General features: G+C 70.8%; 25 protein-coding genes and 1 tRNA gene. 10 read left to right on the top strand and 16 right to left on the bottom strand.

Annotated elements, in window-relative coordinates:
* The first annotated feature begins 187 nt into the window (after positions 1 to 187).
* The 9 genes from pstS (at position 188) to LV75_RS27700 (ending at position 8,520) form a co-directional block, all read left to right on the top strand.
* The gene (gene pstS, locus LV75_RS27740; RefSeq protein WP_253890109.1) at positions 188 to 1,318 is read left to right on the top strand and encodes a phosphate ABC transporter substrate-binding protein PstS; all 1,131 of its coding nucleotides are present in this window, start codon (positions 188 to 190) and stop codon (positions 1,316 to 1,318) included.
* A gap of 182 nt (positions 1,319 to 1,500) precedes the next feature.
* Positions 1,501 to 2,430: a phosphate ABC transporter permease subunit PstC gene (pstC, locus tag LV75_RS27735; protein ID WP_253890107.1), complete on the top strand. Its 930-nt coding sequence runs from the start codon at positions 1,501 to 1,503 to the stop codon at positions 2,428 to 2,430.
* On the top strand, positions 2,427 to 3,338 hold the full coding sequence (gene pstA, locus LV75_RS27730; RefSeq protein WP_253890105.1) for a phosphate ABC transporter permease PstA: 912 nt from the start codon (positions 2,427 to 2,429) through the stop codon (positions 3,336 to 3,338). The genes pstC and pstA overlap by 4 nt, the downstream gene beginning before the upstream one ends.
* Positions 3,339 to 3,346: 8 nt before the next feature.
* Complete coding sequence (gene pstB / locus LV75_RS27725) at positions 3,347 to 4,123, top strand: phosphate ABC transporter ATP-binding protein PstB (protein ID WP_253890103.1); 777 nt, start codon at positions 3,347 to 3,349, stop codon at positions 4,121 to 4,123.
* A gap of 152 nt (positions 4,124 to 4,275) precedes the next feature.
* Complete coding sequence (locus LV75_RS27720) at positions 4,276 to 4,818, top strand: DUF3558 domain-containing protein (RefSeq protein ID WP_253890100.1); 543 nt, start codon at positions 4,276 to 4,278, stop codon at positions 4,816 to 4,818.
* Between the two features lie 221 nt (positions 4,819 to 5,039).
* Positions 5,040 to 5,420: a hypothetical protein gene (locus tag LV75_RS27715; protein WP_253890099.1), complete on the top strand. Its 381-nt coding sequence runs from the start codon at positions 5,040 to 5,042 to the stop codon at positions 5,418 to 5,420.
* A gap of 62 nt (positions 5,421 to 5,482) precedes the next feature.
* Positions 5,483 to 6,016: a DUF3558 family protein gene (locus tag LV75_RS27710; protein ID WP_253890097.1), complete on the top strand. Its 534-nt coding sequence runs from the start codon at positions 5,483 to 5,485 to the stop codon at positions 6,014 to 6,016.
* Between the two features lie 74 nt (positions 6,017 to 6,090).
* Positions 6,091 to 7,752: a hypothetical protein gene (locus LV75_RS27705; RefSeq protein ID WP_253890095.1), complete on the top strand. Its 1,662-nt coding sequence runs from the start codon at positions 6,091 to 6,093 to the stop codon at positions 7,750 to 7,752.
* 6 nt (positions 7,753 to 7,758) lie between these two features.
* On the top strand, positions 7,759 to 8,520 hold the full coding sequence (locus LV75_RS27700; protein WP_253890093.1) for an ESX secretion-associated protein EspG: 762 nt from the start codon (positions 7,759 to 7,761) through the stop codon (positions 8,518 to 8,520).
* A 55-nt stretch (positions 8,521 to 8,575) separates the two neighbouring features.
* Here LV75_RS27700 and phoU read toward each other — a convergent pair whose 3' ends face one another.
* From phoU to LV75_RS27640, 12 genes are all read right to left on the bottom strand, one after another.
* Positions 8,576 to 9,241, bottom strand: coding sequence for a phosphate signaling complex protein PhoU (gene phoU, locus LV75_RS27695; RefSeq protein ID WP_253890091.1), 666 nt, complete (start codon positions 9,239 to 9,241; stop codon positions 8,576 to 8,578).
* Between the two features lie 70 nt (positions 9,242 to 9,311).
* Positions 9,312 to 13,277 (bottom strand): LCP family protein, encoded by a 3,966-nt coding sequence (locus tag LV75_RS35665; protein ID WP_308211054.1) that lies wholly within the window; start codon positions 13,275 to 13,277, stop codon positions 9,312 to 9,314.
* A 230-nt stretch (positions 13,278 to 13,507) separates the two neighbouring features.
* Positions 13,508 to 14,440, bottom strand: coding sequence for a GGDEF domain-containing protein (locus LV75_RS27685; protein WP_372504245.1), 933 nt, complete (start codon positions 14,438 to 14,440; stop codon positions 13,508 to 13,510).
* Positions 14,441 to 14,604: 164 nt separating this feature from the next.
* A complete protein-coding gene (locus LV75_RS27680) occupies positions 14,605 to 15,051 on the bottom strand; it encodes a hypothetical protein (protein WP_253890089.1) in 447 nt (148 codons plus the stop codon).
* Entirely contained in the window at positions 15,051 to 16,199 is a 1,149-nt protein-coding gene (gene dusB / locus LV75_RS27675; RefSeq protein ID WP_253890422.1) for a tRNA dihydrouridine synthase DusB, read from the bottom strand. Before dusB ends, LV75_RS27680 begins: the two co-directional genes overlap by 1 nt.
* Before the next feature lie 257 nt (positions 16,200 to 16,456).
* Complete coding sequence (locus LV75_RS27670; protein ID WP_253890087.1) at positions 16,457 to 16,957, bottom strand: O-acetyl-ADP-ribose deacetylase; 501 nt, start codon at positions 16,955 to 16,957, stop codon at positions 16,457 to 16,459.
* Positions 16,958 to 17,050: 93 nt separating this feature from the next.
* A complete protein-coding gene (locus LV75_RS27665; protein ID WP_253890085.1) occupies positions 17,051 to 17,713 on the bottom strand; it encodes a hypothetical protein in 663 nt (220 codons plus the stop codon).
* 78 nt (positions 17,714 to 17,791) lie between these two features.
* Positions 17,792 to 18,682: a phosphotransferase gene (locus tag LV75_RS27660; RefSeq protein ID WP_253890083.1), complete on the bottom strand. Its 891-nt coding sequence runs from the start codon at positions 18,680 to 18,682 to the stop codon at positions 17,792 to 17,794.
* A 9-nt stretch (positions 18,683 to 18,691) separates the two neighbouring features.
* A complete protein-coding gene (locus LV75_RS27655; protein WP_253890081.1) occupies positions 18,692 to 19,792 on the bottom strand; it encodes a saccharopine dehydrogenase family protein in 1,101 nt (366 codons plus the stop codon).
* On the bottom strand, positions 19,785 to 20,813 hold the full coding sequence (locus LV75_RS27650) for a saccharopine dehydrogenase (RefSeq protein WP_253890079.1): 1,029 nt from the start codon (positions 20,811 to 20,813) through the stop codon (positions 19,785 to 19,787). The genes LV75_RS27655 and LV75_RS27650 overlap by 8 nt, the downstream gene beginning before the upstream one ends.
* 13 nt (positions 20,814 to 20,826) lie before the next feature.
* Positions 20,827 to 21,642 (bottom strand): isocitrate lyase/PEP mutase family protein, encoded by an 816-nt coding sequence (locus LV75_RS27645; RefSeq protein WP_253890077.1) that lies wholly within the window; start codon positions 21,640 to 21,642, stop codon positions 20,827 to 20,829.
* Positions 21,643 to 21,680: 38 nt separating this feature from the next.
* Positions 21,681 to 22,619 (bottom strand): DMT family transporter, encoded by a 939-nt coding sequence (locus LV75_RS27640; protein ID WP_253890075.1) that lies wholly within the window; start codon positions 22,617 to 22,619, stop codon positions 21,681 to 21,683.
* A gap of 251 nt (positions 22,620 to 22,870) precedes the next feature.
* On the opposite strand from LV75_RS27640, the gene LV75_RS27635 reads away from it, so the two are divergent.
* A tRNA-Lys gene (locus tag LV75_RS27635) sits at positions 22,871 to 22,943 on the top strand.
* A 338-nt stretch (positions 22,944 to 23,281) separates the two neighbouring features.
* Here LV75_RS27635 and LV75_RS27630 read toward each other — a convergent pair.
* From LV75_RS27630 to LV75_RS27615, 4 genes are read right to left on the bottom strand one after another with little or no spacing between them, the layout of a single operon-like run.
* Positions 23,282 to 23,485 (bottom strand): hypothetical protein, encoded by a 204-nt coding sequence (locus LV75_RS27630; protein WP_253890073.1) that lies wholly within the window; start codon positions 23,483 to 23,485, stop codon positions 23,282 to 23,284.
* Positions 23,486 to 23,488: 3 nt separating this feature from the next.
* The gene (locus tag LV75_RS27625; RefSeq protein WP_253890071.1) at positions 23,489 to 24,025 is read right to left on the bottom strand and encodes a hypothetical protein; all 537 of its coding nucleotides are present in this window, start codon (positions 24,023 to 24,025) and stop codon (positions 23,489 to 23,491) included.
* Positions 24,009 to 25,412: a hypothetical protein gene (locus LV75_RS27620; RefSeq protein WP_253890069.1), complete on the bottom strand. Its 1,404-nt coding sequence runs from the start codon at positions 25,410 to 25,412 to the stop codon at positions 24,009 to 24,011. The genes LV75_RS27625 and LV75_RS27620 overlap by 17 nt, the downstream gene beginning before the upstream one ends.
* Positions 25,409 to 25,702 (bottom strand): hypothetical protein, encoded by a 294-nt coding sequence (locus LV75_RS27615; protein ID WP_253890067.1) that lies wholly within the window; start codon positions 25,700 to 25,702, stop codon positions 25,409 to 25,411. The genes LV75_RS27620 and LV75_RS27615 overlap by 4 nt, the downstream gene beginning before the upstream one ends.
* Positions 25,703 to 25,716 lie beyond the last annotated feature (14 nt).

Raw genomic sequence — 25,716 nt, 5'->3', positions numbered from 1 at the left:
GTACAGGTCACGGTAAAGCCACGACCAGGCGACGCACATCTCGCAACGGTTACAAAAACGAGCCTGTTCACCGTGCGTTCACCCCGCCAAGGGCATTCGTCCACTAGTGCTGCCTAGCGTCGCGGCGAGGCGGCGGACGTAGGGTCACGTCGCGACCTGAGAACTCTCCTGCCTGGAGGAATTAACCGTGATCAGCAAGCGGCCGGCTACCGTGCTCGGCTTCATCGCGGCTGGGGCGCTCGCCCTGACCGCGTGCGGCAGCGACAACAACACCGCCACCCCCGGCGCGAACAACACCGCCGCTCCCGCGCCGACCGCCACGACACCGGTCGAGTGCGGTGGCAAGAAGAGCCTCGTCGCTGAGGGTTCCAGCGCGCAGAAGGGCGCGATCGAGGCCTTCGTCGCCGCCTACGGCGCCAAGTGCTCCGGCCAGCAGTTGGCCTACACCCCCTCGGGTTCGGGCGCGGGCGTCAAGCAGTTCAACGCGGGCATCGTCGACATCGGCGGCTCGGACTCGCCGCTGAACAAGGACAAGGGCGAGGTCGAGGCCGCCGCCAAGCGCTGCCAGGGCAACCCGGCGTGGAACCTGCCGCTGGTCTTCGGCCCGGTCGGCATCGCCTACAAGCTCGACGGCGTCACCAGCCTGACCGTGACCCCCGAGCTCACCGCCAAGATCTTCAGCGGTGCGGTCACCAAGTGGAACGACCCGGCGGTCGCCGCGGTCAACTCCGGCGCCACCCTGCCGGACAAGGCCATCACCGTCATCTACCGCGGTGACGAGTCGGGCACCACCGACAACTTCCAGAAGTACCTGAAGGCCGCGGGCAAGGGCGCGTGGACCAAGGACGCTGGCAAGAAGTTCAACGGCGGCGTCGGCCAGGGTGCCCAGGGCTCCGCTGGTGTCGCGGACGCGATCGGCGCCGGTGACGGCACCATCGGCTACATCGAGTGGTCCTACGTCCAGGACAAGAAGCTGTCCGCCGCCAAGCTCGACAGCGGCTCGGGCGCGGTCGAGCTCGGCGCCGAGGGCGCTGCCGCGGCGATCAAGTCCGCCAAGGTGAAGGGCGAGGGCAACGACCTGGTCCTCGACCTGGACTCGCTCTACGCCAGCAACACCGCGGGTGCCTACCCGCTGGTGCTCGCGACCTACGAGATCGTCTGCTCCAAGGGCTACGACGCCGACACGACCAAGGCCGTCAAGGCGTTCCTGAACGTGGCCGCCACCGACGGCCAGGGTGCGCTGGCCGAGGCGGGCTACGTGCCGCTGCCCAACGAGTTCCAGGCCAAGCTGCTCGGCGCCATCAAGGCCATCGCGTAAGTCCACCTGGCACACTGCGAGCCGAGAACGACGACGACATGAGCGATTCCGACACGGTCGGACGCCCCGGGGCCCCTGGTTTAGCCAGGGGCCCCCGGGGCGGCGCGGCGCCCGACACCGCACCGGAGGCACCGATTTCCACTCCGCAGGGTTCTGGCGGGTCCCCCGTCCAACCCCCCAAGGTGATCACCCGTCCGGGTGACAAGATCTTCAAGGCGTTGACCGTCGGTTCCGGCGTCTTCGTCGTCGCCATGATCGCGCTCATCGGGATCTTCCTGCTCATCCAGGCGATCCCCTCGCTCGCGGACAACCAGGCCAACTTCCTCTTCGGCCGCGACTGGGACGCCGACCCGCAGGGCGGGCTCGCCTTCGGCGTGCTCGACCTGCTGCTGGTCACCGTGTTCAGCGCGGTGTTCGCGCTGATCATCGCGATGCCCATCTCGCTGGGCATCGCGCTGTTCCTCACCCAGTACGCCCCGCGCCGGTTGGCCAGGCCGTTCGCCTACCTGGTCGACCTGCTCGCCGCGGTCCCCTCGATCATCTACGGCCTGTGGGGCGCCTACGTGCTGGCGCCCGCGCTCTCGCCGATCAGCACCTGGCTCAACGAGCACCTCGGGTTCATCCCGCTGTTCGCCACCGGCACCTCCAACCTGGCGATCGGTCAGACCATCTTCACCGCGGGCATCGTGCTCGCGGTGATGCTGCTGCCGATCATCACCGCGATCAGCCGCGAGGTGTTCGACCGCACCCCGCCGATGCAGATCGAGGGCGCGCTCGCGCTCGGCGCCACCAAGTGGGAGGTCGTGCGGACCACCGTGCTGCCCTTCGGCCGCGCGGGCTACATCAGCGCCTCGATGCTCGGCCTCGGCCGCGCGCTCGGCGAGACCATCGCGGTGCTGATCATCCTCAGCTCCACCACATCGCACTTCGGCTTCAGCCTCTTCGACGGCGGCGACACCATCGCCTCCAAGATCGCCCGCGCCGCGCAGGAGTTCAACGACCCGCGCGGTGCCGGTGCCTACATCGCGGCCGGTCTGGTGCTGTTCGTGCTCACCTTCGTGGTCAACGCGTTCGCCCGGTCCATCATCTCCGGCCACAAGGAGTACGAATGAGCACCGCGACCGACCTGAACCGGCCCGCGGCGCCTCCCGCGTTCCAGGAGATCAACGCGTCCCGCCGGTTCAAGAACCGGCTCGCCACGATCCTGGTCGCCGGGACCTTCGTGCTCGCCCTCGCGCCGCTGGTGTGGTTGCTGATCACCGTCATCGCCAAGGGCTTCCAGTACGTGCTCAACGCCGACTGGTGGCAGAAGTCGTTGGCGGGCCTCACCTCCCGCCAGTTCGGCGGCGGTGTCTACCACGCGATCGTCGGCACCCTGCTGCAGGGCCTGATCTGCGCGGTGATCGCGGTCCCGATCGCGGTCATGGTCGCGGTGTACCTGGTCGAGTACGGCAAGCGCTCGCGGCTGGCCAAGGCCGTGACCTTCACCGTCGACATCCTCTCCGGCGTCCCCTCGATCGTCGCCGCGCTGTTCATCTACGCGCTGTGCATCACCACCCTCGGCATGCCGCGCAGCGCGTTCGCGGTGTCGCTCGCCCTGGTGCTGCTGATGATCCCGGTCGTCGTGCGCACCACCGAGGAACTGCTCAAGATCGTCCCCGATGAGCTGCGCGAGGCCGCCTACGCGCTCGGCGTGCCCAAGTGGAAGACCATCGTCAAGATCGTCATCCCGACCGCGATGTCCGGCATCATCACCGGCATCACGCTGGCCATCGCCCGCGTCATGGGCGAGACCGCGCCGGTGCTGGTGCTGGTCGGCTACACCACGTTCATCAACTACGACCCGTTCGGCGGCTCGATGGCGTCGCTGCCGCTGCTGATGACCTCGGAGCGGTTGACCACCAACGAGGTCGGCGAGGCAAGGGTCTGGGGCGCGGCGGTCACGCTGATCCTCATCATCACCGTGTTCAACCTGCTGGGATCGCTGATCTCGCGGCTGACCTCTCTGAAGACGAAGTAGGCGGGACAATGGCCAAGCGCATCGATGTCAAGGACCTCAACCTCTTCTACGGCAAGTTCCACGCCGTCGACGGGGTGTCGCTGGCGGTTCCGCCGCGCAACGTGACCGCGTTCATCGGTCCCTCGGGTTGCGGCAAGTCCACCGTGCTGCGCTCGCTCAACCGGATGCACGAGGTGATCCCCGGCGCCCGCGCCGAGGGCAAGGTGCTGCTCGACGGCGAGGACATCTACGCCTCCACCGTCGACCCGGTGTCCGTGCGGCGCACCATCGGCATGGTGTTCCAGCGCCCCAACCCGTTCCCGACGATGTCCATCCGCGACAACGTCGTCGCCGGGCTCAAGCTGGCCGGTGAGCGCAGCGGCAAGAAGCTCGACGAGGTCGCCGAGCAGGCCCTGCGCGGCGCCAACCTGTGGGCCGAGGTCAAGGACCGCCTCAACCGCCCCGGCGGCGGCCTCTCCGGTGGTCAGCAGCAGCGGCTGTGCATCGCCCGCGCCATCGCCGTGCAGCCGGACGTGCTGCTGATGGACGAGCCGTGCTCGGCCCTGGACCCGATCTCCACGCTGGCGATCGAGGACCTGATCCAGGAGCTGAAGAAGGACTACACGATCGTGATCGTGACGCACAACATGCAGCAGGCCGCCCGGGTCAGCGACCAGACCGCGTTCTTCAACCTCGCGGGCGTCGGCCAGCCCGGTCGGCTGATCGAGCTCGACGACACCGAGCGCATCTTCTCCAACCCGACGCAGAAGGCGACCGAGGACTACATCTCGGGCCGCTTCGGCTGATCGGCGGTGGTGCAGGGGGGCCGGGCGCGGTGCGCGCCCGGCCCTTCGTGCTTGCTCCGGACGGGGGACTTGCCGGGACTCCCGACCACCGCGGCGGTGGCATTGATACCGTGCTCGCCGGGGTCCGCTCACCATCGACAACGGGGAGATCAGTGAGCCGTCCTTGGCATGTCCCGGCCGCTCTGCTCGTGGTGCTGTGCGCCGCGTGCTCGACGCAGACCGGTGGTACCCCGGTCCCGGCCCAGGGCGCGCCAACGGGTCCGACGTCGTCCAACCGCAGGCCGGTGCCCGACCCCCGCGTCCTCAAGGCCGCCCAACCCTGCGAACTCCTCCCCGCCGCGGCGCTCAAGCCCCTCGGCATCACCGGCCCCGCCAAGCCCACCAGCACCTCGAAGTCCCGCCAGTGCGAATGGCGCGTGGACAAGTCCACCGTCGCCGAGAGCTACACCATCGCCGTGGTCATCTACGAAACCACCGGTATCTCGGACATCAAGACAGACAAAGAAATCGAATACCTCAACGTCGGCGACCACGACGCCGCCCGTTACTTCACCCGAGGCGCCGCGGGCTGCGCCCTCAGCCTCGAAATCACCCCCTCCTCCCGCGTCGACATCCAAGCAGCAGGCGAAGACCCCGAAGCCCTGTGCGGCCCCGCCCTGGAAGCCGCCAAGCAGGTCGAACCCGCCCTGCCTTGACGGATCCGCGCGACCTCCCTCGAGTCCTGGGCTGACGTCCAGGCCGCGCGCTCTGCGGGTGGCGAAGCTCGCGGAACCCGAACTGCCCAGAGGGGGACCAGGCGGGTCGAACCGCCCTGCCTGGGGGAACGTCACCCGGCCCGGATGCGTCACAAGCAGGACGCACCCCGTGGGTAGTTGGTACCGTGCCCACGGAGTCCAGACGGTCCTCGGGGGCAGCCATGTACATCGATGAAGGGCCGAGCGCCCCGCTCAGCGCTATCGGCCGCGCCATGAACGACTTCGCGGGCGGCGCCGCCTCCGGCCGTTTCGCGGTCAACGAACGCGGCGGCGAAGCCCTCTTGGCCGCCATCCGCAACATGGCCGTGTGGGTCGACACGGAGAGCTTCCGACTGCGCATCCTGGCGCAGGTGCCCTCGCTGGGCAGTTCTAACAACGCCGAGGCCATGAAGCCCTTCATGCACCAGGTCGCCACCGATGAGCGGGGGTTCCTCACCCAGCTGGACGAGTTCCGCAAGTCGCTGGTGAAGGCCGAGGAAGGCATCACGCAAGCGATGGCCAATTACCGGGCCACCGATGACGGCAACGCGGGCAAGTACTGAATGTGAGTGGCCGAAAGGGGCTTGGGGGACCAGTGAGGCGTTCGTTGTGGCTTGTTCCGGTGATGACACTGGCGCTCGCCGCCGCATGTACCAGCGAGCAGGTCGGGAGCCCGACCCCCAGCGGTGGGGGCGGTGGGACGACGACCGAGGCGCCCGGCTCGGACACGACCAAGCCGACTAAGCCGACCACCTCCAGCGCTTCGCCCGCCGACTCGCTCAAACCCTGTGAGCTGCTGACCCCGGCTGCGGCAAGCGCGGTGGGGGCCACGGGCTCGCCGACCAAGGAGACGATCGGCGGGTTCGAGTCGTGCCGGTGGCGCGTCGACAAGGGGAGCATCGCCGACAGCTACATCTTGGGCGTTGTCGTTCTGGACCGCGTGGGGCTCGACGACATCACGGCGGACGGTCCGGTTCAACGGATCAAGGTCGGCTCGCGGAATGCCGCGCAGTCGACCGGACCGGGCGCCGTGTGTGCGATCTCGTTGGAGTTGACCGCGAAGTCGCGGGTGGATGTGCAGGCCTCTGGTGGCGACGCGCAGAAGTTGTGCGTGCCCGTCCTGGAGGCCGCGAAGCTTGTGGAAGCTGAGTTGCCTTGACGCGGTGGGGCGAGCAGGATGCCTGCTCCGAAGCTGTGGACCTGAATTGCCCTGCGGTAGCTGGGAGGTAAGAGATGCCTGGTCAGGCGCGGACGGCGTACACGCCGCATCGGGGGGATCAGGGGACGGTTGCTGTCTCGGATCCGAGCAGCCCGAGCTACAACCCGAACGCGGCCGGGTACGACGCGACTTACGACCGCAGTAGCGATGTCTACATCGATCGCAAGGGCACCTCCGACAGCAGTGCCGATGTGCACGACCGGGCCGAGCAGCAGGTCGACCAGGACATCGACGACGCGCCGTGGTGGCAGGTGTGGCGGCGGTTCACCCGTAACAGCGAGGTCGAGCAGCAGTACAACCAGGACATGTCGGCGCAGGCCCGGGAGTTGGCGGCCGGGTTGGAGACCCGGCAGCCGCCGGGGATGTTGTGCACCAACTACGCCAGTGTGGCGCACAGCGAGCTCAAGCCGATGGTCACGCAGAGCGTCGACCCGGACCAGGTCGGTGAGATGGGTGAGCTGTACCTGAACGCGGGCAACGCGATGACCAAGTTCCAGACCGAGGTCGCCGCCGCCATCAACGACTCCGAGGCGGATTGGCAGGGCGAGGCGGGGGACTCGGCGCGGGGGTTCATGGCCGAGGTGGGGAACTGGGTCGGGACCGCGGGGCAGAGCGCGCAGTTGGCGGGGACCCAGGCCGGGATGCAGTCCACGGCGCTGGCGGACGCGAAGAACTCGATGCCCGACGAGGTGCCGTTCGACGCGAGCGCGGCCAGTCGGGACCTGATGACGACGACGAACCCGGTCGACCTGGTCCGCAAGTCGGCGATGTACATGAACGACTACCGGGAGAGCCAGAACGCGCAGGCCGAGGCCGCCAGGGTGGTCACCTCCTACGACAGCTCCCTGGGCAGCTCCTCCACCATGCCCACCTTCGCCGCCCCGCCCACGATGAGCGAGTCCGCTGGCGACGACCCCAAGACCGCCGACGACGGCAAGGGCGTCAACGACCCGTCCGGCAAGGACGTCAACGTCGGCGGCGGTGACGACCGCACCGGCACCAGTTCGATCGGTGGTCCCGGCGGCGGTGGCAACGGCAACGGCGGCTACACCCAGCCCCCCGGCGGCGGCACCTTCCAGCCCGGCGGGGGTGGCAACACGAACCCGGGCGGTGGCACCAACCCGGGCGGCGGCAGCACGACCCCCGGTGGCTGGAACCTGGGTGACCCCGGTGGCCCTGGCGGCCCCGGCACCCGGCCGCCGATCACCAACCCGAACCCCAACCCCGGCCCGAACCCGAACCCCGGCCTGCCCGGCGGCTTCGCCCCGCTCCCCGGTGGCGGCGGACCGTTCGGCGGCGGTGACGACATCGCCCGGCGCGGTCCCGGCGGCGCGGGCGGACGCGGTATCGGCGGTGGCGGCGGGTTCGGCGGCGGTGCTGGTGGCGGTGGCGGCGCGGGAACCGGCGGTTTCGGCTCCCGAACTGGCGCTCTCGGCCCCGGCATGGGTGCGGGCGCGGGTGCGCTCGCCGCGGAGCAGGCCGCGCTCGGACGTGGTGGCGCGGCGGGAGCGGGCCGCGGTGGCGCGGGCATGGGGATGGGCGGCATGGGTGGCGGCGGACGCGGGCAGGGCGGCGAGGACGAGGAGCACACCCGCCCGTCGTACCTGGTCGAGGCGGACCCCGACGACGTGTTCGGCACCGACGAGATGACCGCCCCACCAGTGATCGGCGGATAGCGCTAGATGCCAACCTCGTTCACGCTGTCCCTGGCCGCGGTCGACACGCTCAGCCAGGTGCTGGGCGTCAACCCGCGGCTGTTCCCCCTCGAGGTGCCCAGTTTCGGCAGGCTCGCCGAGGACCGCGACCGCATCGCGAAGGCCGTGTTCGCCGACCTCTACGGTCGTGGACTCATCGGTCGCGACCAGGTCGACCCGGATGTCGAGTCCGCGCTGCGGACCGCGTGCGAGTACGACGTCGGTGTCGGCGTGATGGGCACCGTCGACAAAGACCGTCCAATCAGGGCGCGGGCCGCGGTCGTTGGCACGACAGCGGTTCTGGTGGTCCAAGAAGGACAGATGATCCGCTTCGAGCTGATGTCGCCCGGCTCGGTCGGCCGCGCGCTGGTCGACCTGCTGCCCAAGTCGGCCGCCGGACCCGGCCAGTCGGTCATGGTGACCGAGGCGCCCGCCGCGCGGCAAGACGGTTACGTGCAGCCGGTCCGCGCCCCGAGGTCCACTTCGGACACGCAGCTGCGGTTGGCGGCGACCATGCTGGAGCGCCCGCGCACCGGCTACGGGTTCTTCTCGATCAGCGGCCGGGGCAGGCACGGCAGGGAGGTCGACGCTGGCACGGTCGGGTGGGTCGACACCGAGTCCGGCCGCTACCTGTCGGTGAGCCGACCGCAGCCCGACGGCGCGATCCGGGCGACCTACTCCCCGGCGGACGCGGGCAGGCTCACCCGCCAGCTCGACGAGCTCATCACCGCGGCAACGCCCAGGCGATAAAGCGAGCGGCCGCCCCACCCGGAGGTGGCGCGGCCGCGACGTACGGGGGATCGGGTTACAGGTCGTCGCCGCTGGTGGTGCCCGGCATCCGGCCGGTGACCACGAACACGACGCGCTTGGCGACCGAGACGGCGTGGTCGGCGTAGCGCTCGTAGAAGCGGCCGAGCAGCGTCACGTCGACCGCGGAGGCGACGCCGTGGTCCCACTCCTTGTTCATGATGAGCGTGAACAGGTGCCGGTGCAGGTCGTCCATCTCGTCATCGGCGTCCTCGATGGCGCGGGCGGCCGCGACGTCGCGGCTGTGGATGACCTCTTCTGCCTTGCGCGCCAAGGCGACCGCGATGCGGCCCATCTCGGCGAAGTAGCCGTGCACCTGCTCGGGCAGCACGGGGGCCGGGTGGCGCCGCCGGGCGGCCTTGGCGACGTGCAGGGCGAGGTCGCCCATCCGTTCCAGGCTTTCCGCGGCGTGGATGGCGGCGAGCACGGTGCGCAGGTCGGTGGCGACCGGCGCCTGGAGCGCGAGCAGCGCGTACGCCTGCTCCTCGCACTCCGAGCGGGCGTTGTCGATCGCCTCGTCGCCGCTGATCACCTGTTCGGCGATGCTCAGGTTCGCGTCGAGCAGCGCACGGGTCGCGAGCTCCATCGCCTCGGCGACCTGGGAGCACATGCCCGCGAGCTTGACGGCGAGCTGACCGAGTTCGAGATGGTAGGCCTCACGCATGCGCACAGCCTAGATGCCGGGTGGCGGGGACGCGCCATCCACGGATGAACCCGAGGTGAACGGACTGCGACTAGGCGCAGGTCACATCCGAGCCGTTGACGGTGGACAGGCCGGGCAGCGGCTTCGGGTCCGGCACCGGCGCGGTCCCCGGCGAACCGGGGGCGACGATCTGGCCGGTGAACTCGGGACCGAGCACCAGCACCAGCGCCGCGGACATCGACGGGTCTTCTTGCAGTTGAGCGCCGGGGACGGCGGAGACCAGCGCCTGCGCGGCCGCCTCGTGGCCCTTCCCGTAGCGGACAACGGTCCTCGGCACCGCGGCGGTCGGGTTGACCTGCACCACGGTGAAACCGAAGGCCTCCAGCTTCTCCGCGGTGCGCCGGGCGATGCCGCCGGTCGCGTTGCCGCCGTTGAGCACCTGGATCTTCAGCGTCTTCGGGTCGACCGCCTCGCGGATCGGCGCCGCCTGCTGCTGCGCGTCGGTGCCCGCTGGCGGCGGCGGTGCCTCGCCGGGCAGCGCCTCCTTGTTGATGATCGCCCGGAACAGCCGGTCGGCGTCGTCCTTGCGCAGCACCTCGTTGTTGCGCGAGTTCGGCATGCCGACGGTCGGCACGGTCACGAAGGTGACCCGGCCCGCCTCCAGGCTCTGCAGCGACTGGCCGAGCCGCATCAGCGAGTCGACTTCGATGTTGTCGCCGAAGGTGGACTTGGCGACCTCGCCGGTGAAGGAGGTCAGCTTCGACGGGTCGAGCAGCACCTGGCCCGACATCGCCTTGCGCAGCAAGGAGGACAGGAACCGCTGCTGGCGCTTGATCCGCCCGTAGTCCGAGGTCGGGTCGCCGCGCACGTGCCTGGCGCGCACGAAGTCCAGCGCCTGCTCGCCGTGCAGCAGCACCTCGGTGCCCGCGTCCTTGACTATCCACTTGTTGAGCGTGGTGTCGAACATCGGCTTCTCGACGCAGACGTTGACCCCGTCCACCGCGTCGACCATGCCGCGGAAGCCGTTGAAGTCGATGCCGACGAACCGGGTGATCTGCAGGCCGGAGATCTCCTGCACCACCTTGGTCACGCACAGCGGTCCGCCGACCTCGTAGGCGGTGTTCATCTTGGTGTTCTTCTGCGGCTGGGAGTGCTCGCCGGTGTACTTGGCCGCCTTGGGGTCGAACCGCTCGCAGTCCGGCCGGTTGATCTCCAGGTCGCGCGGGAAGGACACGATCACCACGCGGCTGCGGTCGGCGGGGACGTGCGCGATCATCACCGTGTCCGAGCGGGCGCCGGGCACCGCGTTCGCGTTGCCGACCCCGTCCTCGGCCTCGGCGCCCTCGCGGGTGTCCGAACCGACCAGCAGGAAGTTCTCGTCGCCGCGCTGGCCCTCGGCGTTCTGGATGGCCGCCGAACCCGGGTCGAGCGCGCGGACCTGCTCGATGTTGTTGTTGGCCCATTCCTTGATGCCCCAACCGACCCCGGTCGCGGCGAACACCACGACCGCGGCGGACCCGGAGAACACCTTGGCCAGCAACGACCACCGGCCGCGCTTGGGCTTGGGGTCGTCGTCCCCGCCGTCGCCACCGTCATCGTCCCGGCTGCCCCGGCCTCGGCCGCCGTCGATGTCGTCGCCGTCGTCCTGCGCGATCGCGGCGACGACAACCGTTGGCTCCGCGGGCATCGCGGCCAGTTCGTCGAGCTTCTCGTCCAGTTCGGCCGCGTCCGAACCCCACGGGGTCTTGAGCCGCTTGGACTTCTTGGCCTTCTCCTCGGCGCGCATCTCGTCGTGCACCTTGGAGAAGCGGGCCAGGGTCTGGTCGACCCGCCGCCGCTTCTGCACGGCCTCGCCGATCGGCTCCATCTCGGTGGTGAGCCCGACCAGTTCCTGCTGCGACACGTTCGGCGGCGGGGTCAGCTTCCCCTCGGGCGCGGGCAGGGGCGGCATCGATGACTGCCCCGGCGGCTGCTGGCTGGGGATCCTCGGCTTCTCCCGGCCCGGCTCGGTGACGACCGGGTGCGCGCCGCTCGCCTCACCGCGGCCGGGCAGGGGGTGCGCGCCGGTCCGCTGCGGGTGCGGGTGCGACCCGGTACCCAGGTCCTGGTCCGGGCGCCGCGGTCCGCCGGGGATCGGGTGCGACCCGGTGCCGAGCCCGTGGTCCTGCTCGGGGCGCCGCGGTCCGCCGGGGATGGGGTGCGACCCGGTGCCGTGCTGGCCGTCCACCTGCTGCTCCGGGCGGCGCGGCGGTCCCGGGTGCGGGTGGCCGCCGGTGCCCTGGGGCGCGTAGAGCGGCCCCTGGTTGGGCTGCCGGTTGGCCTCGGGCGGGATGGGGTGCGCGCCGGTGCGACCGGGCTCCGGGCGGCGGTTGCCGTTCGCGTGCTCCGGCGGGATCGGGTGGGCGCCGGTGTGGTCGGGGCGCCGGTTCTGCTCGGGCGGGCGGTTGCCGTTGACGTGCGGTTCCACTGGGCCGCGGCCGTTGAGGTGCTCCGGTACGGGGTGCGCGCCGGTGTGGCCGGGCTCGGGTCGCCGGTTGCCGTTGGCGTGCGGCTCGACCGGGCCGCGGCCGTTGAGGTGCTCCGGGATCGGGTGGGCACCCGTGTGGTCGGGCCGCCGGTTGCCGTTGGCGTGGTCCGGGACCGGGTGGGCGCCGGTGTGGTCGGGGCGCCGGTTCTGCTCCGGTTGGCGGGGCTCGACCGGGCCGTGCCCGTTGAGGTGCTCCGGGACCGGGTGCGCGCCGGTGCGACCCGGCTCCGGGCGGGGCCCCGGGCCGAGGCCGTCGGGACGGCGGTTGGGCAGCGACTGCGCGCCCGGGCGGCCGGGCTCGGGGCGGCGGCCGGGTGCCGGGTGCTGCCCGGTCGGTCCGGTTGGCCCGGGCGGCGGGGTGCGGCCGGGTGCGGGCTGCGAGCCCGTCCCGCGCGGCGCCTCAAGCGGGTGGTCGACGTCCGCGTCACCCGGGTGCCGGGGGCGGCCCGGCGCGGGCGGGCGGGGTGCCTCGCCCGCAGGGGTGAACGGGCGGTCCTGCGGGCCGCGGCGGCCGGGGGACGGCGGCCGGTTCTCCGAGAACGGCGGCACGGCCTCGGGCAGTGCGCGGCGGCCACCCCGGTCGTCGAGCGGGAAGTCCGGGGTGCCGGACGGCCGAGCCGGGCCACGCCGGGGTTCGGACCGGGTCGGCTCGCTTAACGCGGCCGGACGCCGTTGCGGCTCCGAGCGGGTCGGTTCGCTGAGCGCGGGGCGGCGGTTGTCGAACCGCTCGGACCGGGTCGGCTCGCTCAGCGCGGCGGGCTCGGAACGCGGGGGCTCCGGCGCGGCTGGGGGCTCGGGCCGGGCGCGCCTACCGGTCGGCTCGGGCTCCGGGCGGGCGCGGCGACCCGCCGGGGGTTCTTCGGTGTGCCGGGCCGGGGGCGGCGGCGGGTTGCCGGGCAGCGTCCGCTTGGCGTCCGCGCGACCGCGGCTGGCCGATTCGGCGAAGGTTTCCTTCTTGGCGCGCTTGCCGGTGGTCGCGTCGGGCCCGAGCAGGTCGACGACCGACTTGGGGCGCTCGTCCTCGTCCCGGACCGCGCGCGTGGGGCGGTCGACGGGCTGGCCGGTGGACTGGGCGAGGACGTCGGCGGGGACCGCGTGCGTGGCGGTCCTGCTGCGCCGCGCGGGCGGCTCAGCCTGGCGGACGGGCTCTGCCTGGCGGGGTGGCTCTGGCTGGCGGGGCGGTTCCGGCGGGAGTTCCGGGGCGCTGCGGCGGCCGCCCGTGCTGATCACGTTGCGGTGCACGTCCGGCACCTCGCGGCCCGCGGGCGGCTCGGCGGCGTGCCGGGAGGGCGGCTCCGGGGCGGCTCGGCGGCCGCCCTGGTGTCTCGGTACCTCGTCCGGCTCGTCCGCCTCGGGTATCGGCATCAGGTTCGACCGGGAGCCGCTGTGCCGCTCGACCAGGTCGGAAACGCTGACCCCGCCCGCGCCCTCCATCGACCGGCGCCTGCGTCGGGGCTGCTCGGCCGGTTCCGGGGCCCGGCGCTTGCCACCGGTCGAGGAGCCCGGGGCGCGGTCGTGGTCGTCGGACACCCGTGCTCCTTCCATTCGAGAGGCTCCGCAGTGCGCGAACCGTTGTCGGTTGGTTATCAACACGTTGCTGTGCCGCGTTCGGTTGCTTACCCGATCGTGTCACGCTGCGGGAGCGATAGTACGGATGGCTGTCCCTCATGACGATGGCAGACCGGGTTTCGTTCACTATCAGTACGGAGTTCCGCGCACGGCTCTAGCCCGATCAGGGTAACCCCGGTCGGGCGAGGTACTTATCGTGCAGAGGCCCTCGGTGTCGCGATCGCGCGCCGCCCCGCCGCCGCTCCGGCCAGGTGAGCGGTCCCTTCCAGCAGGTATGCGACGGCGTTGCGCCCGGACTGCTTCGCGGTGTAGAGCAACGCGTCCGCCTCGCGCAGTTGACGCTCCGGAGCGGCCGGTGTGTTGTCCGCCACTCGGATGGCCGGTTCGTGTGCCAGTCCGATGCTCACCGTGACGCGCAGGCCCAGCACCAGGCTCGACCACGGGTACCGCTCCACCCGCCCCCGCGCCGCCTCGGCGATGTCGACCGCGGTCGCCCTGTCGACGCCCGGCAGCACCAGCACGAACTCCTCGCCGCCGTAGCGCGCGCAGAAGCCGCCCTCCGGGAGGCCGTCCTGCAGCAGTTCGACCACCCGCTGCAGCACCCGGTCGCCGACCAGGTGGCCGAAGGTGTCGTTGACCTGCTTGAACCAGTCGAGGTCCACCAGCGCCACGCCGAGCCCGTCCGCGGTGCCCTGCTCGGCGACCAGGTCGACCAGGCGCTGGTCCAGGTAGCGGCGGTTGTAGCTGGCGGTGAGGCTGTCGCGGATGCTCTGTTCGTGCGCCTCGGCGTGCTCGCGGCGCAGCCGGTCGACCTCGCGGCGGAACTGCTCGGGGATCTGCGGGGGCGCGCTCATCTCCGACATGAGGTCCAGCGCCGAGCGCAGGTGCTGGTAGGCCTGCCGGTACTGGCCCCGGGAGGCGAGCAGGGCCGCGATGGACTCGTGCAGGCTGACCAGGTTGGCCGTGTCCGCGGGCGGGTCCTCGGGGTTCTCCCCGCGTTCGGTGATCGCGGGGTGGCGCAGCGGAACGGTCGGTTCGCTGACCCGGTGGTCCCGCCACGGGCTGTCCCGCTGGTCGGGGTCGGGCTTCGCGACGCCTCGTCCCAGAACGGCCACGGCGGTCACCTCCCTACGTACGTGTGTGTCGTCCGGATTGACGCCGCGCTTGAGCGACCGGGACGCATGGACGCAGGAATTCCCCCTACTGGTGGACGCCACACTGCTCCAAACAAGTGACTGTTGCCCAGGTCGGTCGCGATCCGCGCACGGCCGATGTCACCCGATCGGAGTCACCTGGTCGGGCAGGGAGTGAAGCCGTAGGTCTTGCCGTCGAGGACCACGACCCGCTGGGACCCGATCTGCTCGGCCAGGGTCGCGCTGTCGCGCCGGATCCGCACCGACACGCCCACCACGTAGACGTCCCCGCGCGGGTGCTTGGTCGACTTCTCCGGCTTCCACTTCGGGTCGGCGCGCAGGGTGGACAGCGCTGGCTCGATCCGCAGCGTCAGGCCGCCCAGGTCGCAGTCGGCGGTGAAGTCGGGGTGCTGGGTGCGGCGCAGGAAGTCCCGCTGCGCGCTGTACCCCTCCTTCCCGGCCTCGTTCAGGTCGGTGAAGTAGCGGTCGACCAGCTCGCGGTTCGGGGCGGCGGCGGCCGCGGGCACCGGCGTGCCCTGGATGGCGTTGGCGCACCCGGCCACGGCGAGCAGCACGAGCAGGACACCCGGTAGCGCGCGCATCAGCCCCCCGAGTGCATCAGCTCGGCACCGTCCGGCACAGCGGCATCCTCCGGGTCGTCCAGCCACCCCTCCGGTAGGACCACCCGCCCCGGCGACCCCTGGCGTCCACGCGGGCCTTCAGCCTCGGCGGGGTAAGGGGCGTCGTGGTCGAGCTTGCCGATCAGGTCCTCTAGCTCGGCGAGCGTCGACACCAGCCCAAACGCCTTGCGCAGGTCTGCGCCTATAGGGAAGCCGCGCAGGTACCAGGCCATGTGTTTGCGCAGGTCGCGCACGCCCTTGTCCTCGCCGATGTGGTCGACCATCAAGATGGCGTGCCGGTGCAGGATCGCCCCGACCTCGCCTAGCGACGGTCCGGCTGGGACGGGCTGCCCGGTCAACGCGGCGTGCAGCTCCCGGAACAGCCACGGCCTGCCCAGGCACCCCCGACCCACTACGACACCGTCGCAGCCGGTCTCGCGCACCATTTTCACTGCGTCTTCTGCGCTGAAGATGTCGCCGTTGCCCAACACCGGGATGGTCGTGACCGCTTCTTTGAGCCGCGCGATCCGCGACCAGTCCGCCTGCCCCGAGTACCGCTGCGCCGCTGTCCTGGCGTGCAGCGCGACCGCGACCGCACCCTCCGCCTCGGCGATCCGCCCCGCGTCCAGGTAGGTGTGGTGCTCCTCGTCGATGCCGACCCGGAACTTGACCGTCACCGGGATCCCGGCAGGCGCCGCCGCCTCGACGGCAGCCCGGACGATCTGGGCGAACAGCCGCCGCTTGTAGGGCAGTGCCGCGCCGCCGCCCTTGCGGGTCACCTTGGGCACCGGGCAGCCGAAGTTCATGTCCAGGTGGTCGGCCATCCCCTCGGCGGCAATGATCCTGACCGCGTCGGTGACGTTCTTCGGGTCCACGCTGTAGAGCTGCAACGACCGCGGGTGCTCATCCGCGCCAAAGGTCATCATCTCCAGCGTCTTGGAGTCCCGCTCGACGATGGCGCGGGCAGTGACCATCTCGCACACGTACAGCGAGGTGGCGCTGCCGAACTCCCGGCAGAGCTGCCGGAACGCCACGTTCGTGATGCCAGCCATCGGCGCCAGCACCACCGGCGGACTCACCGGGTATGGCCCGACCTTGAATGAGGAGACAACGGCTGGCACGGACTCCAGGCTAGTCGTTGCTCCTGCGGGCCTGGTGAGACGACGTCACGAGAGTGGCCTTGCCACTGATTACGCCCCGTGTGAGGCGCAGACCATGAAGCGGGAACGAGCTGTACAGCTACTTGGAGATGGATCGGTCACTACATCCATTGCATGAGTCGAGGCCGCGATCCTTATTCCGTATTGAGGCAAGCTACCCGTTCTGGCTCGTGGAACACCGGGCAATCCCTGCCAGACCTGCGCTGACCCCCGGGTCGGTTCCAGGGCTAGCCATCGAGAGCGGCCGTGAGTGCCGCGTGGGTGTCCTCGTCGAAGGCGACGAAGGTGATCCGGGTGGCGTTGGTCGGGGTGGCGCGGACCGTGGCGACGGCGATCCGGGCCGCTTGGGCGGTGGGGAAGCCGTAGACGCCGGTGGCGATCGCGGGGAAGGCGATGCTGTCGGCGCCGAGTTCGTCGGCGACCAGCAGGGCGCGGCGGTAGCAGGAGGCGAGCGTGTCGGCCTCGCCGTGGCCGCCGCCCGCCCACACCGGGCCGACGGTGTGGATCACGTGCCGCACGGGGGCCAGGTCGAACGCGGGTGTCGCCTTGGCGTCGCCCGGGGCGCACGGGGCGATGGCGGCACCCGCCTCGGCCAGCCCGGGCCCGGCCGCCCGGTGGATCGCGCCGTCGACCCCGCCGCCGCCGAGCAGGGACTCGTTCGCCGCGTTCACGATCGCGTCGACGCGTTGTTCGGTGATGTCGCCGAGGACGACGTCGATCTCAGCCATGCGCCCAGCTTGCCCGGCTCCGGGGCGCGCCGGGCGGTCGTTCTCGGTGGGCTGATCCCGCGGCCCCATCCCGGGCGGGACGGGGCCGCCGGGTCACGAGAGTTCGGAGTACCAGTCCGACACGGTCGCCTCGGAGGACGAGTCCGGGGAGCACGAGTCGTAGCCGTCGTCGACGCCGGAGTCCTCGAGGGTGCCGTCGTCGTAGGGCTCCTCCTCGACCACCGCGTCGTCGTCGCCGGGCTGGTTCTCGAAGCCGCCGTCCTCGATCTGCTCGTCACCGGCGGGCTCGTCGGTGGTCGGGTGCGCGGGCGGCAGGTCGGCGCCGTCGTCCTCGGGCACGTCCGAGGGGACGTCCTGGGTCTGGTCGTCCGCGGGCGGCGCGTCTGTGGTGGTCGTGGAGGTGTCCTCGGGGACGTCGGAGGGGACGTCCTGGGTCTGGTCGGACGTGGTCGGGTGCGCGGGCGGCAGGTCGCCGGACTCGTCGCCGCCGATGCCCTTCTCGTTCCAGGTGCCCAGACCGGTCGGGTCGTTGTAGGCGGACTCGGCGACGCCGTCGTCGTTGTAGTCCAGCAGCGCGGTGTCGGCGACGCCGTCACCGTCGGAGTCCCACATGCGGTCGTCGTAGCGGCCGTCGCCGTCGAAGTCGACCGCGATCGCGTCGTTGGTCCCGTCGCCGTCGACGTCCACGTTGGCCTCGCCGTGGTGCACGTTCGGGGCGCTCTCCCCGGTGCCGAAGCGATACTCGATGTCCGCCATGTCTACCCCTCTGCGGCTTGAAGTTATCGGGATAGACGGCCATCACCCCGACGCGGTTCCGGGGATCGTAGTGGCGAACTAGTCGAAAAAGGACGGTTTGGCCAAAGCAACCAAGTGGGCCCTCGGCGCGTCGGCGAACGGGCTCGGCTCGCCGTTGATGGCCCGGTGCCAGGTGAGCGCGCGGGCGATCTTGCCGACCCGGCAGGCCAGGTCGAGGTCGGCGACCAGCTCGGCGCGCGGCGCGAGGTCGGTGAACGGCTCCAGGTAGGCGTCGCGGGCGCGGGTGTGGTCATCGCCGACGAGCGAGAACGGGACCAGCATCGAGGCGAACGGGTGGGCGATCACGGCGTCGCCCCAGTCGTAGAACCGCCCGCCCCGCAAGAAGTTCCCCGCATGCAGGTCGTTGTGGTCGAGGCTCACCGGCACCGGTGATTGGGCCAACCGCTCGCACCACCGGGTCACCTGCGGACCCATCGCGGCGATGTCCGGTGGGACGTCGTCGATCACCGCGAGCGCCTCGGCGAACCGCTCCGGCAGCCGCGCGGGGCGCATGTCGGTGACGCCCGCCGCCAGCATCGCGTCCGTGTGCGCGGCGAGGTCGCGCTGCAACTGTCCGTACAGGGGCAGGAATTCGATGATTTCATGCTGCTCGGTCAGCGTGGGTCCGCCGTCGGGCAGCACGAGCCAGCCGCGGGTCGTGTCGGTCGCGATCGGCGCCAGCACCCGGTCGGGCACCACCGCGCGCAGGATCTCGTAGAGCCCGACCTCGGCGGCGGTTCCCGGCGCGGTTGCCTTGAACCACACCGGTCCCGAGGTGGTCGGCGCGGTCAGGACCGCCGCCCAGGAGCGCACCTTGTGCTCGGTCAGCGGGCCGGTCCGGGTGATCCCGGCACCGGCCAGCCGCTCGTCAAGCCATTCCTGGGCCCCGGCCTGCCACTGCGCCGAATGCCACACCTCAGTTCCGTGCATCGGGGGAAGCTAGCGAAAACGCGCCGTGATCCCGTACCGGTTTAGCGCGGCCAGCCACCGCGTCGACGCCTCCGCGCCCTCGGCGGCGCGGTGCAGCCCCGGGGTCAGCGCGCCGGACAGGATCTCGCCGACCCCGACGGCCAGCGGGGTCGACACCAGGCGGGCCATCGCGCTGTCGTGCTCGTCGCCGACCAGGTCGAGCAGGTACTCACCCGACCACCGCGTGCCGTCGTCGCCGCGCACCGCGAGCGCGACGGCGAGCACGACGCGGTCCCGGTCGGTCTCGGTCGTCGGGTGGCGGGCGGCCAGGTCGGCGGCGAGCGCGGTGATCCGGTCGGGATCGGGGTCGCGCAGCTCGGCGAACACCGGTGCCCACGCGTCCAGCCAGCCGTCGAGCCGCAGCGTGCCGCGGACGAACCGCTCCAGCCGCCACTGGCCCGGCAGGTGGTACTGCTCGACGAACGGCAGGCTGTCGCGGTTGGGGTACGCCTCGAACCGCTCGCCGCCCAGCTCGTGCGCCGTGGTCGCCTCCCACGGCCGCTCGGCCACGGTGGGCTCGCCGTTCTCGATGTAGCGGGCAGGGGAGAGCAGGGCGGTCAGCACGCCGCGCGGCGCCCAGCTGAACCGGTACCGGAACTCGTTGGGCACGGCGGGGATACCACCGCAGTACGAGGTGAACGCCGCTGTCGCCGGGCCGTCGACCTCCGCGCGGGCGACCAGGTCGTGGGCGAGCAGGTGATCGATGCCGGGGTCGAGACCGGCTTCGGTCAGCAGCACGATGTTCGCGTCGCGGGCGGCTTCGGCGTAACCGGCGATCTCGTCGGAGACGTAGCTGGTGTTGGCGTAGTGGGAACCGTTGGCCAGGCACAGTTTCAGGAGCCGGACGTGCTCGGTCGCGGGCAACATGGAGACGACGACGTCACCGCGCTCGGGGTCCAGCGCGTCGAGCGCGCGAGGGGTGACTTTGCCGGTGAGGCCCAGGCGGTCGATGCACGCCGCGGCCTTGTCCTGCGTCCGTCCATAGAGGACGACGTTGGTCGTGTCGGCGAGGATGCGGACACCGCTGCCGGTGGACAGGCCGGTGCCGACCCAGTGCACGGTGTCAGCCATTGACGGCCTCCTTCGCCACAGCGGTGCGGAAGTGTTCCAGTGCGCGCGCCCATTCGGCGCCGCCGTCGAGGTTGCGCAGGAGCGGGAGCAGGTCGGCGGAGAACGCCACGCTCGCCTCCTTCGGCAGCAGCGACGGCAGGTTGTCGATGGCGATGATGTCGACCGGCTTGTCCGCGCGCAGCCGCCTAGCGGGCTCGTCCCAGTCGGTGATCCGGTCGTAGATCGGCAGGATGTTGCAGTCTGAGGTGACGTCGCAGGTCACGTCGGAGATCACCGCGAGCTCGCGACCGGGCGCGTCGAGGTCGGCCTCGGTGACGAACGGCGGGACCGGGGTGGTGGTGAGGACCGTATTGACCAGCAGGTCGTGCGCGAGGAGGACGGGCTTGTCCAGGCTGCGCGTCTCTTCGAGGTCCCAACCGGTCGCGTCGATCCCGGCGACGGCCAGTGCGTCGAGGGCGCCTCGGCCGCTGCGACCGAGGGCGCCGACCACGATGGCGCGGGTGTCGTCGCCGCCCTGGAGTGCGGCGTCGAGGTCTTCGCGGGTGGTCGGGGTGAGCGGCGTGGTGAGCTTCCCGCGCAGGTGCAGGACGGCGAGCGCGGCGCCGACGTAACCGGCCCAGTAGCCGAACGCGGCGAGCCTGCGGCCGTTCTCGTCGGTCAGGTACTCCACGTCCAGGAGCGCGCCACCGCCGGAGGTGAAGCGGTTGAGCAAGGTGGCTGCGCCGTGCTGGCCCTTGTAGGCGTGTCCGAAGTAGACATGCTGGTGGCGCAGTTCGCTTGGGGCTTCTGGCAATTCCTTGAGTCCGACGATGTAGGCGTCGTCAGGTGCGTCCACCCAGGACCCCGCCTCGGCTGTGTCGCACCCCGCCGCGGCGTAGTCCTCGATGGGGAACACGCGCTGCGGGGACCGCTCGACGGTCACCTCGACCCCGGCGTCCACCAGGGTTCGGGCGTCCGCGGGCGTGATCGGGGCGCGGCGTTCGGTGGTTCGCACCTCGTGCCGCATCCACAGGTGGGTCATTCGGCGTCCTCCGTCAGTCGATCAGGGCGTCGGCTTGCGCGTAGGTCATGGCGCCGGTGGTCAGCGTGAAGGTGCCGGACTCGGCGATCTCCTGGGCGGCCAGCACGGCTGCGGTGAGGGCGGCCCTGGGCAGCGCGGAGCCGAGGCTGATCCGGCGGGCGCCGAGCTGGCCGAGCTTGCTGACCGAGCAGCGCGCCGCCGGGCCCGCCGCCAGCACGTTGACCGGCTTGTCCACCGCGGCGCAGACGGCCTTGATCGAGTCCAGGTCCGGCAGGCCGGGCGCGTAGAGCACGTCGGCACCGGCCTCGGCGAAGGCCTGGAGCCTGCGGATCGTGTCGTCGAGGTCGGGTCTGCCGTTCAGGTAGTTCTCGGCGCGGGCGGTCAGCGTGAACGGGAACGGCTGCGCCCTGGCTGCCTCGACCGCCGCGGCGATCCGCTCGACGGCCAGGTCGAAGTCGTAGATCTTGCCGTCGCTCACGTCCTCGATGGACCCGCCGACCAGCCCCACCTCGGCGGCGAGCCGGATCGTCTCGGCGGCGTCCTCCGGCCGGTCTCCGAACCCGTTCTCCAGGTCGGCCGACACGGGTAGCTCGGTCGCCGAGATGACCGCCCCGGCGTTGGCCAGCGCCTCCGCCCGGCTCACCAGCCCCGCCCCGTCCGCGCGGCCCAGCCCGAAGGCCAGCCCGGCGCTGGTCGTGGCCAGCGCCCGGAACCCCAACCCGGACAACACCCGCGCCGTCCCCGCGTCCCACGCGTTGGCCAGGACGAAGGCCCCCGGGCCGCGGTGCAACTCGGCGAACGCCTCGGCCCGCTCGCGCTGGTCGGACATCGCTGGCCCCTCTCTAGATCACTGGGTGGGTGCTCAAGCTAGATCACATCGCCATCTGTGCGCGTTCGCGTGAGCCGAACGGGTGAGGCCTGCACGGTGCCCGTGCCCGTGTCCGCGTCCCTGCCCCTGCTCCGTGACACGGCGACACCCAGCAGGCACAGCGCCCCGCCGACCAGCGTGAGCGCGGCCGGGACCTCCCCGAGGAACAGCCAGGACATCAGCAGCACCAGCGCGGGCACGACGTAGGTGGTGGCCCCCATCCGGCCCGCGGTCGTCCGCGAGAGCGCGTACGCCCACGTGTAGAACGCCAGCGCCGTGGGGAAGAGGCCCAGGTACACCATCCCGATCGTCGAACTGACCGGCGCCGTCTGCAGGTCCGCGATCAACTGCCCCGAGAACGGCAAGGTGGCGACGGCCCCGATGACGCACCCGAAGGTCGTGACCTGCAAGGCGGTCCCGTGCCGCAGGGCGGGCTTCTGCAGCACCACCCCGGCGGCGTAGGTCACCGCCGCGAGCACGCACAGCCCGATGCCCAGCATCGAGGAACTACCGGTCCCCGAGGAGGACACGCCAACGACGATCGCGCCGGTGAAGGAAACCCCCAACCCCAGCAATAGCCGAGGCGGGAATCCCTCTTGCAGAAGCCAACCCCCGAGCAAGGCGATCAAAATAGGCCCGATATTCACCAGCATCGCGGCGGTACCGGCGTCGACCAACTTCTCGCCCCAGTTCAAAACGACCATGTAGCCGCCGAACCACAACACCCCCGACCCGATGATCCCCGGCCAAGCCCCCCGCCCCGGCAGCCCCTCCCGCCGCAGGCCCAGGAGCAGCAGCAACGCCACCGCCCCGCTGAGCAGCCGACCCTCCGCCAACGCCCCCGCGGAAAAGTGCGGAGCCGCGTCCCGGATCACCACAAACGCCGAAGCCCACAGGATTGCGGTAGTAACCGCAGCCGCCATTGTTCGCCGATCCACCCCAGACCTCCCTTTTCGGCGGGAGCCTTTCACCTGCCTTCCGCTCCGGTCAACCAACTTAGTTCCCCGCCCCGAAAATGGCCGAAACCAACCCCGCTTTGGCCGTTTCCCACCCCCGCACTCACTCTCCACAACCACCCGACCCCACCCCGTACCCGCCCTGAGCCCATCCCTGTGACCCACACCACCCCCATCCCACCCGTCCGCCACCCCCCAACCGCCCCCACCCCAGCCGCTACACTCGGCCCCCTGGGCCGTTAGCTCAATTGGTAGAGCTGCGGACTTTTAATCCGTAGGTTCTGGGTTCGAGCCCCAGGCGGCCCACTCTTCTGCCTGGTCAGCGTGGTTCTCGATGGCTGCGCAAGATCATCAACGCCGTTTACCTGCCTATTTGCGGTACGCACCCCATTGCTCCGCTCGCAACCTCGCGGCCGCTGTCCGACCTGGCCGCGCCCCTGCCCATGTGGACGTCCTGGGGAAGTGTGGCTGGTCCTGTGCGAGGGGTGGCGCGGATTGCTACCCGATGCGGGGGGTGAAACGGCGGGGTTGGGGGGTGGGGGTGGGGCTTACGGTTGGTGGACCTGCTTCGCAGGCTGCTGGCACAGGAGCGGGACGTCGGGGAGTTGTGGGACTGCTTCTGTGCCACATAAACGAAATGCGGGTTAGCGGAGCCAGCGGTGTAGGAGCCAGAGCAAGAGGGCTACTGGGGTGAGGGTTGCTGCCAGGAGAACCGTGGCGAATGTGCCGTAGCCGTGGGGGTCGAAGGTCAGGCCGGTGGCGGTGAGCACTGTTTCGCCCAGCAGGACCGCGATGAGGGCGACCGTGCAGATGAGGAGCGCTAGTACGACGCGGCGGAGGAGGGGCATTGGTCAGCCGGGGTCGGGGGTGCAGATGGTGAGGAATGACTTCTGGTTCTCGCGGGCGACGGCCGGGGCGTCCAGCCAGCCGGTTTTGCCGAAGAGGTAGGTCTCGGGCGGGTGTTGGGCGGACTCGGTCAGGATCTGGCTGACCGAGACTCGGGCGCCGTGGGCTTGGGGGCCGTCGATGGAGAAGACGAGGGAGTCGGCTTTGGTCCAGTCGTAGTTGGCGGGGAGGGGTTTGGTGACCTGGAGGGGGCCGTCGGCGGTGGGGCGCACGAGGTCCAGGTGTTCCAGGGGTACCCCGGGGCGCGGGGCGGTCCAGACCTGTTCGGTGCTTTTCGAGGTGCCGGAGTCGAAGATCAACCGCACGCCCGTGACGCCGGCGCAGGGCGTGCCGGTCCACAGCTTCAGGACGCCGTTGTCGACGCGGAAGCCCGCCGCCGGTGGTAGGGACGGTTCGTACGGGGCCTTGGTGTCGCACGCCGCGACCGCTGCCAGCAGCAGGGCGGCGCAGGTGACGCGCGGCCAGTTAGTGGTAACCGCCATCGGATAGTCCTGCGTCTTCCTCGGTCTCGTTGCCGCCGGTGACCTGTTCCCACACGTAGGAGGCGAGGAAACCGGTGTAGCCCTCGCGCGCCCATTGCTGGGAGTGGCGTTCTTCGTGGTGCAGCAGTCGGTCCATGTCGAGGGCGCCTGGTTGGGGGCCGCTGTCGCCGTCGTACCACGTGTGGCCTGAGGCCGCCACCTCCCGCAGTAGCTGCGCTGGGTCCGCCGGGTTGTCGATGTTCAGCATGAACGTGTCGCCCCAGGTGGTTCCGCCGCGTTGGCTGAACTGGTCCTGGATGAGGTTGCCGCCCAGGCCCATCATCATGCCGTTCGGGGTGGTCACCAGCCTGCCGCCGTTGCCGTGCACGAACGCCACGTCCTCGTTGTAGCTCCAGTCGTTCGCGCGCTGCCGGTCGATGATCCGCTGCAGCTCCGCGGAGCCGTACGGGGTTGGCGCGAAGTCGGTGGTCTCGCCCTCGGTGCCGTAGTCGGTGCCCGCGTTCATGATGTAGGTCATCCGCACCGCCTTGGCGGCGTCGTCCCCGCTGATGTCGGTGGGCATCAGGAAGTACGACTTGAACGTCCCGTCGCCGTCCTCGTCCTCGCGGATCTCCTCCATCCGGTCGAGGATCGCGAAGTCCGCCGGGGTGATGTGGTGGTCGGTGATCATCTGCTTGATCGTGTCGACCGACACGCCCCGCCGCACGGCGTTCTCCAGCCACTGCCGGTAGTGGCCGGACGCGGGCGGCCCGGTCAGCAGCCCGGCGTCGCGCAGCGACTGCTCCATCTTGACCACCTGGGCGTCGATCTCCCCGGCGGTCTTGGCACCGGCCAGGGTGGTCGCCCCGTCGTCGTCGATCTTGGCGTCCTGCGCGAGGTGCAGCACGCGGGCGAGGGTGGCGTCGATGCCGTTCGCCGCCGTGAGGATCGCCGCCGTTTCCTGTTCCAACTGCCGCCGGATGGTGGCGCGGTGCCGTTGGGCCTCCGCGCGTTCCTCGGCCTCGTAACGCGATCCCGGCGGACTGTTGTCGACGGGTTTGTTGTCGATGATGGTGCCGTCGGGCGCGATGCTGAACTCGTAGCTGGCCGCGAGGGAATCGTTGTTGCAGACCCGGGATTTCAGGGCGGTGACGTCGTCGGACGCGGTTTGCAGCGCGTGCTCCACAGCCGACAGCTCCGCGGTCAGGATCTCGGCCTTGTTCCGCGTGTCACCCAGTGAGTTGCGCGCGTTCTCGCCCGCTGAACCGTGCCAGTCGGGCAACTTCCTGGCGTTGTCGAGTTCGTCCTGCAACCCGATGATCTGGTCCCGCTTGCCCCGCAGGGTGTTCGCCAGTGCTTCGAGCGCGTCAGCGTCCCATGTGCGCACGTTGTCGTAGCCGACGGTCATCCCCCGAACGCCCCCTCGGCAGCGGCCTCGTTCTCGGAGTACGTCTTGGCGGACAAGGAAACCGACTCGCTCCACTGGTCGATCTGGTCCGCCCACCCCGCCGTGCGCTGGTCGAACGTCGTGGCCAGGGTCTGCGCTACTTTCGCCGCCTCCCCGCCCGGCAACGCGGTCGCGATCGAGCCGAGACCGGCGCCCGGGTGCACGACCCTGGCCTGGTCCGCGGCCGATCCCGCCGCCTCCGCAGCGGCCCGCAACTGACCGATCTCAACCCCGTACCCGGCCACGGCCATGACCTCCCGCCTCT

This window comes from Actinokineospora diospyrosa (assembly GCF_024171925.1).
Taxonomy (GTDB): domain Bacteria; phylum Actinomycetota; class Actinomycetes; order Mycobacteriales; family Pseudonocardiaceae; genus Actinokineospora; species Actinokineospora diospyrosa.
The sequence above is the reverse complement of the archived record's forward strand: the minus strand, read 5'-3'. Positions and strand labels throughout refer to the sequence as shown.

What these genes read in the sequence shown, in the direction of transcription:
- LV75_RS27680 (WP_253890089.1), bottom strand. Translation starts at nt 15,051, where the DNA reads ATGCGCGCGCTACCGGGTGTCCTGCTCGTGCTGCTCGCCGTGGCCGGG.
- LV75_RS27645 (WP_253890077.1), bottom strand. Translation starts at nt 21,642, where the DNA reads ATGTCCGACCAGCGCGAGCGGGCCGAGGCGTTCGCCGAGTTGCACCGC.
- LV75_RS27655 (WP_253890081.1), bottom strand. Translation starts at nt 19,792, where the DNA reads ATGGCTGACACCGTGCACTGGGTCGGCACCGGCCTGTCCACCGGCAGC.
- LV75_RS27620 (WP_253890069.1), bottom strand. Translation starts at nt 25,412, where the DNA reads ATGACCGTCGGCTACGACAACGTGCGCACATGGGACGCTGACGCGCTC.
- LV75_RS27650 (WP_253890079.1), bottom strand. Translation starts at nt 20,813, where the DNA reads ATGACCCACCTGTGGATGCGGCACGAGGTGCGAACCACCGAACGCCGC.
- LV75_RS27630 (WP_253890073.1), bottom strand. Translation starts at nt 23,485, where the DNA reads ATGCCCCTCCTCCGCCGCGTCGTACTAGCGCTCCTCATCTGCACGGTC.
- LV75_RS27705 (WP_253890095.1), top strand. Translation starts at nt 6,091, where the DNA reads ATGCCTGGTCAGGCGCGGACGGCGTACACGCCGCATCGGGGGGATCAG.
- LV75_RS27670 (WP_253890087.1), bottom strand. Translation starts at nt 16,957, where the DNA reads ATGGCTGAGATCGACGTCGTCCTCGGCGACATCACCGAACAACGCGTC.
- pstB (WP_253890103.1), top strand. Translation starts at nt 3,347, where the DNA reads ATGGCCAAGCGCATCGATGTCAAGGACCTCAACCTCTTCTACGGCAAG.
- LV75_RS27715 (WP_253890099.1), top strand. Translation starts at nt 5,040, where the DNA reads ATGTACATCGATGAAGGGCCGAGCGCCCCGCTCAGCGCTATCGGCCGC.
- LV75_RS27700 (WP_253890093.1), top strand. Translation starts at nt 7,759, where the DNA reads ATGCCAACCTCGTTCACGCTGTCCCTGGCCGCGGTCGACACGCTCAGC.
- LV75_RS27710 (WP_253890097.1), top strand. Translation starts at nt 5,483, where the DNA reads ATGACACTGGCGCTCGCCGCCGCATGTACCAGCGAGCAGGTCGGGAGC.
- LV75_RS27625 (WP_253890071.1), bottom strand. Translation starts at nt 24,025, where the DNA reads ATGGCGGTTACCACTAACTGGCCGCGCGTCACCTGCGCCGCCCTGCTG.
- phoU (WP_253890091.1), bottom strand. Translation starts at nt 9,241, where the DNA reads ATGCGTGAGGCCTACCATCTCGAACTCGGTCAGCTCGCCGTCAAGCTC.
- pstA (WP_253890105.1), top strand. Translation starts at nt 2,427, where the DNA reads ATGAGCACCGCGACCGACCTGAACCGGCCCGCGGCGCCTCCCGCGTTC.
- LV75_RS27660 (WP_253890083.1), bottom strand. Translation starts at nt 18,682, where the DNA reads ATGCACGGAACTGAGGTGTGGCATTCGGCGCAGTGGCAGGCCGGGGCC.
- LV75_RS27615 (WP_253890067.1), bottom strand. Translation starts at nt 25,702, where the DNA reads ATGGCCGTGGCCGGGTACGGGGTTGAGATCGGTCAGTTGCGGGCCGCT.
- LV75_RS27665 (WP_253890085.1), bottom strand. Translation starts at nt 17,713, where the DNA reads ATGGCGGACATCGAGTATCGCTTCGGCACCGGGGAGAGCGCCCCGAAC.